Raw genomic sequence first — 7348 nt, forward strand, 5'->3', positions numbered from 1 at the left:
GGCCGTGGCGGGGCGGGTCAGGTCCCGGCCACGGCCCATTTCGCTCGCGTGGACAGCCGGCTGAGCGCCCGGCGGTGCCACTGGGTAACCGTTCCGCCCGGCGCGGTGCCATTGATGCCGCCCGCCGCCCGCCGCCCGCCGCCCACCGCTCCAGCGCCCGCCCCGCCGCCGCGAGGTCACCCTTGCGGCGCTCGAGGCGGGCGAGGGCGTACGCCTCCGAGGCCCGGTCCCATGCCGTGTCCTGCAGGTGTTCGTGGACCTGTTCGCCCGCTTCAACCCCGTCAACGAACACATCCTCCAAGCCATCGCCGACAGCCGATACGGTCCCCTGCGCACCTGGGAGACCAAGATCCGCACCGCACTGCTGTGGGTCCTCCAGCGACAGGCTCCACGGCCGGACACGATGTCCGTCGGCCACGCTCTGGCGGCGCACGGCAGTCACCAACTTGCGGAAGTGGTGCGGACTCAGCCCGGCAAACGGGGCTATCCAGGACGGTTCCGATGCCGTGATCACGCCAGCCATCGCAAGATCATCGCACCTGCGACCATGTGTGACGGGAAGACCTCCAGCAACCGCATGAGGACCAGAGGCAGAGTGCCTCGTTGCCGTGCCGACGGTCGTTGTGAAGATCACCTGCTTGCCCTCAACCGCACTTGAGGTCATACGGTCTCCGCATGACCCGCACGATATGCGGGCTCCATACTGAAGTGCCTGAAGGGAATATCTCATGACGACCCAGCAGATCTCCGACGTCGAACTCGCCGGACAGCCCGCCGCGTACTGGACCGGTGTCGCCTACGAGGCGCTCATCGCGTACACCCGGGCCCAGCAGGCCGAAAAGGGCTACACCCAGCCCCAATTCTGGCTGCTGCGCAACCTGTCGGTGAACGACATCTCGCCCGACGGCGAGGGGATGAGCCTGCCCGAGCTGCGGGAGGCCATGGCCTCCTACATCCGGCCCGAAGACGACCTGGCGGTGGAGGCCGAAGTACTCCTGGAGCGCGGCTGGCTGACCCGCGATGCCGAGGACCGGCTGTGGCTCACCGCGCAGGGAGAACAGGCCCGCGTCGACCTCGCGCGCAACGCCCCCGCGATCCGCGCCGCCCTCCACGAGGGCATCGACGACAAGGATTACGTCACCACGGTAAAGGTGCTCCAGCGGCTGATCCGCAACGCGGGCGGGCCTGTTGCCTGACAGGCCGCGAGCCCGGGACGAAGCTCCCCAGGCCCCGGGTGAGTTCGTGGCAGGTCGAACGTCGTGGTCGAGCAACCGGGGGCACCCCGCTGTCCAACCGACGTTCAGGATCTTCTCGTACTCGGCCTTCAGCTTCGCGTTACCCTCGCCCTGGATGCCCTTGTAGGCGAACTGCAGGGCGGCCTTCGCCTTGGTCACCTCCGACTTTGTGATGAGCGCGAAGAGTAGGGACCGGCCGTAGGTGACTGCCGAGACATACAGCGGGGGTTGTTGATCCCGATGCGCCCAGCTTCCTCAAGGTCCTTGAAGTCTTCCCAGGTGAGCTTGTCAGTGAACCGCTTCTTTGGGGTGCTCTTTCCGTCACAGGTGATGGTGAACGCGCTCTGCAGGAAGCACGCGAGGATCGTCTTCCCGTCCTTGTGCTTCTCCAGCTTCGTGTTGCCGCTGCCGCTGAATCCCATGTAGCTGGCGGAGACGTCCGCCTCCAGCAGTGCCGACTCGACCGAGGACGCCACGACCATCTTGTAGTACATGTTGTCGGCGACGTCCTTCTGGCCGCCCATCATCTTCACGATCTTCTCCTGTGCTGCGGAGGCGGAGGGCTTTTCGACCACCGTTCGAAGACGCCTGCCCGTACGTGCGCGTATGCCCCGGCGGCGTCCTGCCGGCGATCGACTAGGAGGTCGCTGCCGCGGACGTCCACGAGCGGTTCACCGCATTCCTGGACGGATATCGCCGCGACTGCCGGGTCGCACATTTGCTGCTCTCGCTGATGGGGCTCCGTCCTGCAGAGGTGTGTGGCCTGCGCTGGGAGGACGTAGATCTGGAGGCGGAGACGCTGTATATCGCCAACACTCGGACGCTGATGGGCAACAAGGAGATCATCGAGAAGGGCACGAAGTCGATGGCGGGGGAGCGGCTGCTACCCCTCCCATCAATGGTGTGCGACGCCTTGCGCGTGCTGCGTGCGATTCAGGCGGCGGACCGGCTGGCGATCGGGGAGGCGTACGTTCATGCGGGCTACGTCTTTGTGGACGAGCTCGGCACCACGCTGAACGGCCGGCAGCTTCGGGTCCGTGCATACCTGATCATGGACCGGAGTGATCTCCGTCGCGTACGCCTGTACGATGCCCGCGCCGCGTGCTTGACGTACTTGGCGAACAAGGACGTGCGGGACCACATCCTTGCCTGGTGGGCCGGCCACACGAACGTCAAGACGACGAAGAAGTGGTACGTGAAGCCGAGCGTGGAGGACCTCCGTCCTACGCCGAACACCCTGCAATACCGCTCTGACGGGCCAGAAGACGCCCCGGTCCTGGTCCTGGGCCCGACCCTCGGTACTACATGGCACAGGAAGTACGTGCCGCCGGGTGTCGTCGCCGGCGATCGGCTCCAGGGACGCACCAGAACGGGCTCGGTCATATGGCCGAACCCTGACGAGGCTCCGGTGGGAACAGGCGGCGCGGATGGCAGACGCGGGGTCAGCCCCGGGCGAGCCGGGGGAGGAGGGCTTCGGCGTTGCCGCGGTTGACGGCGTGCAGCTGTCCGGGTGCCCAGTGCGGGTAGCTGTCCAAGGCGGCGTCGAAGCCGGTGCCCCAGTCCTCGGGAACCATGGGGAAGTCGCTGCCGTAGAGCACGTGTCCGGGTGCCGCGAAGGCGAGGAGCGAGGGCAGCATGGCCGGGCCGGCTGCGAAGGCGGTGTCGAAGTAGAAGCGCCGAAGGTCGGTCAGGACGCCCTCGGGGGTGGTGCCGGTCCGCAACCGTCCGGCGCAGGCGAACCGGTGGGAGGCGTACGGCAGGAAGCCGCCGGCGTGGGGCAGGATCATCCGGATCCGCGGGTACCGGCGCGGAACACCGTTGAGGACCAGGTGCAGGGCGGTGCGGGTGGTGTCGTACGGGAAGTCCGCCAGCGGGGCGGGCAGGTCCGAGAGCGCGGCGCCCGGCGGTGCGGTGGGGTGGATGAGGACGACTGTGCCACGGGCGTCCAGCTCGGCCCAGAGCGGCTCGAACGCGGGGTCGCCGAGGTAGCGGCCGTGGGCGTTGCTGAGCACCGTCACCCCGTCGGCGTCCAGTTCGTCCAGGGCATGCGCGGCCTCGGCGAGCGCGCCGTCCACGTCCGGCAGGGGAAGGACGGCGAAGTGCCCGAACCGGTCGGGCCGGTCCTTGACGAGTTCCGCCGTGTACGTGTTGACCTTCCGGGCCGTGGCGCGGGCCCCGGCCGGGTCGTCAGGCGCCCCGACCGGCGCGGCGAACGACAGCATGCCGGTGGCGATCGACCGGCGGTCCATCATCGCGATCGCGCTCCGCTCGTCCCAGACCGGCGCCGGCCAGCCGAAGGCCGTGGCGCGGCCGGACATCGCCCGGCGCTGCTCCGGCGGGATCAGGTGCTGGTGGACATCGACGCGTGCGGGACTCGTCATGCCTTCCGAACCTCCTCGAATCCCCGTCTCCCCGGTCCCGGGCAATGACCACGGCAAGACGGCCTACCCATCAGACGCGACGGTGAGACGGAACGGGTCCACTGGGCACCGGACCCGGGCGGCCCGGCCCGGGGAGACCACCCGGGCGGCCCAACGGACCGACCGGCCCCGTTCCCTCACAGCGTGCGGGGAAGGCGCCGCCTTCGTCACGCTGAACCCGTCATGCAGCCCTCGTCGCCGAGTCGCGGTGAAGGCAGCCCTGCCGATGGTAGCCAGCAGCCTGGGCCGCTTCCCGGAAGACGGGACAAGGGAGGTGGCCTCTGCGGTGGCGGGCCCGAAGTCGGCCTCCCGGAAAGGGCATTCGGCTGATGCGAGCGCCGACGTGGGAGTCAGCGGGAGTGGGGTGTGGGGGTAGGACCCCAGCCCGTAGCGGCGGCCGTGACGGCGGGTGTAGACCGCGTGGTCGGGATAGCGGACGATCGGGGTATCCGACAGGGGTGTCGTCAAGGCCCCCAACCTCGGTGGTGAACACGTAGGGATGCTGGACATGCACCATTGGCAGCCGCACGCCGGTGCCCGCCGCCAGCACAGGACCCCAGATGCCCGTGGCCAGAACCACCCAGTCGGCCCTGAGAAGCTCTGCGTCCTTCCCTACGCGGACGCCGACGACCCGGCCACGGTCGCTCTCCAACGCGCGTACGGGCGTGTTCCAGCGGAAACCGGCACCGCCGCTCTCAACGGCGTCGACCAGTGCGTGCGTGAGGGCGACCGGATCGGCGACACCGTCAGAGGGGACGTACAGCGCGCCCAGCGCCCGTTCGGCGTCGACCAGCGCGGGGGCCAGCGCGACGGCATCGACCGCATCGAGCACCCGGGCCTCGATGCCCAGGCGGCGCCCGTGCTCGAGGTCGCGGTGGGCTTGGTCCTGGCGAGCCGGGTCGGGTGGCGATCTCCAGGCATCCGACTTGCCAGAAGAGTGGCGCCGACGCGGTCTCCGAGAGGGCGCGGTAGGTGGCGTCGCTGTCCTTGGCCAGCACGGCCAGTCCCGGCGTAGCGCTGAGCTGGCCGACGTAGCCGGGGGCCAGACCGGTCGATCCAGGTAGCACATCGCGGTCACGGGCGTCGACGAGACCTCTACAAGACCCCTGGTACTGACGAGCTTCTGCCCACCCCTGTCTGGTCGTGGAGTCGGCCTGCCGTGGTGCTGCCCCACGTACGCGGTGGGCGGGGGAGAGCGGTCACAGCGTCGGCTTCCGCCCGTCCCGCGTGCGTGGCACGCCCGCGGCGTCGGCGGCTTCGTGCAGCGACCGGAGTGCCAGCAGAAGGACTCCGATGTCGTCCAGATAGATGGGGTCGGGCAGCAGGTCCACGGGGGAGACGAGGTAGAGCAGGGCGCCCCAGAAAAGCAGCCTGCTGCTGTCCGGCACACCGGCGCCGCGCAGCAGCCGCCGGGCCTTGAAGAGCCGGACCGCGACGATCACGGCTGCGACGGCGGTCGCAGCGGACAATACGGCCAGGACACCGACGACGATCCACAACGTGTCGCTCATGCCTACCGCCTACCCAGGACGGTCGCCGCAGGCCCGCACATTCACCTCATGGGCGCTGTCGCGGTGCCCGCCCGGGCCCTTTGGGCAGGAGGCTACGAAGTTGGCTTGTGGGCGATGTCCGAGTGCCTACGGTCGGGCCGGCCTTGAGCGCGAGTCGTCCCGGTCCGTGGCGGGTACGGCGTCGGCGGGGTGGCTCAGCAGCTCTGCTTGCGGGGTGGCCAGGGCGAGAGCGTCCTCGCGGCGACGCCGGGCGCTCTCGCTGCGGATCTGGTCGACCAGCTTGCGGGAGGCGACGGTGATCAGCCAGCCTCGGGGGTTGTCCCGCACCCCCGCCTCGGGCCACTGCAGGGCGGCGGCCAGCAGCGCTTCCTGGACCGCGTCCTCGCACACGTCGAATATGCCGTAGCGACGGACGAGCGCGCCGAGGACCTGCGGCGCCAGCCCGCGTAGCAGGTCCTCGGCGGCGTGGCGCGGCGGTCACATGTCCGCCGCGGATTCGTGCAGCACCGGCCACAGCTCGACCGGCTCCACATCGGCGAACGGCATGTCCGCGGTGATCTCCTGGGCCCGCTCCGGACTGTCGCAGTCCAGCATGTAGAAGCTGGCGATGTACTCCTTGGTCTCCAGATACGGGCCGTCGGTGACCGCCGGGACGCCGGCCTCACGGCGCACGAGCTGGGCGTTGGCCGTGTCCGCCAGGCCGTAGGCGCCCAGCAGTTCACCGCTTTCGCGGTACTTCTTGTTGAACGCCTCCTGCTCGGCGATCGCCTCCGGCCACGCCTCGGCCGGGAAGGAGTCCCGGACGGCGAGTGTCGAGATCTTCCGCCCGGCCACGCCGAACAGTCCGGACCGAGCGCGCCGGCCGGAACGATTTCCGGCCGGCGCGCCGAGCACTGCGATCGTCTTGTCAGCTCAGGTGCCGGGCGAAGAACTGGAGCGAGCTGTCCACTTCGAACGACGGGACATCCCCGTGCTTGCCGGGGTTGGCGTGCAGCGTCTTCTCGGCAGAGGCCAAGGCGTCGAACAACGCCAGGCTCTGGTCCCGCGGAACCATGTGGTCGTCCCACTGGACCACGAACTCCACCGGCACGGTGATCCGCGCGGCGTCCTCGGCCAGCCCGTGCACACCGAGCAGGCCCAGCACCGCGGCGCGGATCCGGGGCTCTGCGGCGATGAGCGGGATGCCGAGCCCGCAGCCCATCGACATGCCGCAATAACCCACCGGGCCGACGCCGACCTGGTCGAGGCGCTGGACCGCGGTCAGGACCGCCTGCCAGTCCGCGACAGCCTGGCCGGCCAGATGGCTGTGCATGCCGGCGACCAGCGCGCCGGGATTCTTACCGGCGGCCATGCCGGCCCGCATTTCGGCCGCGACGCGACCGAACTCCTCGTCCTTGGGCCGGTCGCCGTGGTTGGGTGCGTCGATCGCGACGACGGCGAAACCCTCGGCGGCGTAGCGGCGCGCGCGGGACACGGTGCCGGGGGCCATCTTGTGCTGCCCGCCGCCGTGGCCCAGCAGGATCAGGGGACGAGTACCGCAGGCGCCTTCCGGCGTCCAGAGCACGCCGGGGATCTCGTCGAGGGTGAAGAACTGCTCGGTGACGCCATCCGATGACGTCTGGGAGGTGAAGCGCATCAGCGTTTCAAGCCTTTCGGGAATGCCTTGTGTGAGCGCTCCCTAGGCCATGCGAAGGAGAAGGAGGGAGCCCCGACGTGTCACAGTGTTGATCGGTCTCACCTCCTCGAATGCGCAATGGTGCACGGCGGCGCCGAAGGTATCACAAAGATCATCACTCGCGCCTCGCCGGGGCGAACGCTGCCGAGGACGGCCACGCTCGCTGCGCGTGGACTTCCCCCGACGACCCGCTGCTCGCGCCAGCCGGCGTCGAGTACCGCCTGCGCAGCGTGGCCCCGTCGGCTGGGAGCAACTCCTCGAGCCGGCCACGGAACTCGTCGACTCCGCCGTCGTGACGGATGCGCATCCGCGTCGTCACCCACGGCCCAGGGCAAACCGTAAACCGCGTCGCCTTCAAGAGTCATACGGACAAACTCGACTGTTGACGTTGTGTGTTCACCAACTTAAGGTCGCGGGACTCTTGGAAGAGATCAAGACGACGGAGAACAATGACGTACTCTCCCGGCGCACAGCCGCGTCCAACACGCCTGTCCGCACTGCTGCTCG

Annotated in this window: 7 protein-coding genes and 3 pseudogenes; 2 read left to right on the top strand and 8 right to left on the bottom strand. The window is 69.2% G+C overall.

What is annotated here, in order from left to right; all coding sequences use genetic code 11:
- Window positions 1-370: 370 nt before the first annotated feature.
- A pseudogene (locus tag J1792_RS18565) lies at window positions 371-523 on the bottom strand (IS5/IS1182 family transposase); the annotation flags it as partial.
- Window positions 524-728: 205 nt separating this feature from the next.
- Between J1792_RS18565 and J1792_RS18570 the strand changes: the two are divergent.
- On the top strand, window positions 729-1196 hold the full coding sequence (locus tag J1792_RS18570; protein ID WP_086571392.1) for a winged helix DNA-binding protein: 468 nt from the start codon (window positions 729-731) through the stop codon (window positions 1194-1196).
- Between the two features lie 162 nt (window positions 1197-1358).
- Here J1792_RS18570 and J1792_RS35835 read toward each other — a convergent pair.
- Window positions 1359-1457 (bottom strand): annotated as a pseudogene (locus tag J1792_RS35835) (hypothetical protein); the annotation flags it as partial.
- 496 nt (window positions 1458-1953) lie between these two features.
- Between J1792_RS35835 and J1792_RS18585 the strand changes: the two are divergent.
- Complete coding sequence (locus tag J1792_RS18585; RefSeq protein ID WP_242645971.1) at window positions 1954-2727, top strand: site-specific integrase; 774 nt, start codon at window positions 1954-1956, stop codon at window positions 2725-2727.
- Here J1792_RS18585 and J1792_RS18590 read toward each other — a convergent pair.
- The 6 genes and pseudogenes from J1792_RS18590 to J1792_RS18615 form a co-directional block, all read right to left on the bottom strand.
- The gene (locus tag J1792_RS18590) at window positions 2678-3616 is read right to left on the bottom strand and encodes an amidohydrolase family protein (protein WP_086571398.1); all 939 of its coding nucleotides are present in this window, start codon (window positions 3614-3616) and stop codon (window positions 2678-2680) included. The two genes, J1792_RS18585 and J1792_RS18590, sit on opposite strands and share 50 nt — an antisense overlap.
- 220 nt (window positions 3617-3836) lie before the next feature.
- A complete protein-coding gene (locus J1792_RS18595; protein ID WP_242646296.1) occupies window positions 3837-4724 on the bottom strand; it encodes an NAD(P)/FAD-dependent oxidoreductase in 888 nt (295 codons plus the stop codon).
- A gap of 130 nt (window positions 4725-4854) precedes the next feature.
- Window positions 4855-5166 (bottom strand): YkvA family protein, encoded by a 312-nt coding sequence (locus J1792_RS18600; protein WP_207247753.1) that lies wholly within the window; start codon window positions 5164-5166, stop codon window positions 4855-4857.
- A 150-nt stretch (window positions 5167-5316) separates the two neighbouring features.
- Window positions 5317-5619 (bottom strand): annotated as a pseudogene (locus J1792_RS18605) (sigma factor); the annotation flags it as partial.
- Window positions 5620-5643: 24 nt separating this feature from the next.
- Complete coding sequence (locus J1792_RS35100; protein ID WP_086571416.1) at window positions 5644-6000, bottom strand: YciI family protein; 357 nt, start codon at window positions 5998-6000, stop codon at window positions 5644-5646.
- A gap of 73 nt (window positions 6001-6073) precedes the next feature.
- Entirely contained in the window at window positions 6074-6802 is a 729-nt protein-coding gene (locus J1792_RS18615) for a dienelactone hydrolase family protein (RefSeq protein WP_086571402.1), read from the bottom strand.
- Window positions 6803-7348 lie beyond the last annotated feature (546 nt).

The organism is Streptomyces triculaminicus (assembly GCF_017349075.1).
In the GTDB taxonomy this organism is placed as follows: Bacteria; Actinomycetota; Actinomycetes; order Streptomycetales; family Streptomycetaceae; genus Streptomyces; species Streptomyces triculaminicus.

Excerpts from the sequence above, each read along its gene's own strand:
- J1792_RS18570 (WP_086571392.1), top strand. The coding sequence starts at position 729 with ATGACGACCCAGCAGATCTCCGACGTCGAACTCGCCGGACAGCCCGCC.
- J1792_RS18615 (WP_086571402.1), bottom strand. The coding sequence starts at position 6,802 with ATGCGCTTCACCTCCCAGACGTCATCGGATGGCGTCACCGAGCAGTTC.
- J1792_RS18600 (WP_207247753.1), bottom strand. The coding sequence starts at position 5,166 with ATGAGCGACACGTTGTGGATCGTCGTCGGTGTCCTGGCCGTATTGTCC.
- J1792_RS18590 (WP_086571398.1), bottom strand. The coding sequence starts at position 3,616 with ATGACGAGTCCCGCACGCGTCGATGTCCACCAGCACCTGATCCCGCCG.
- J1792_RS18595 (WP_242646296.1), bottom strand. The coding sequence starts at position 4,724 with ATGTGCTACCTGGATCGACCGGTCTGGCCCCCGGCTACGTCGGCCAGC.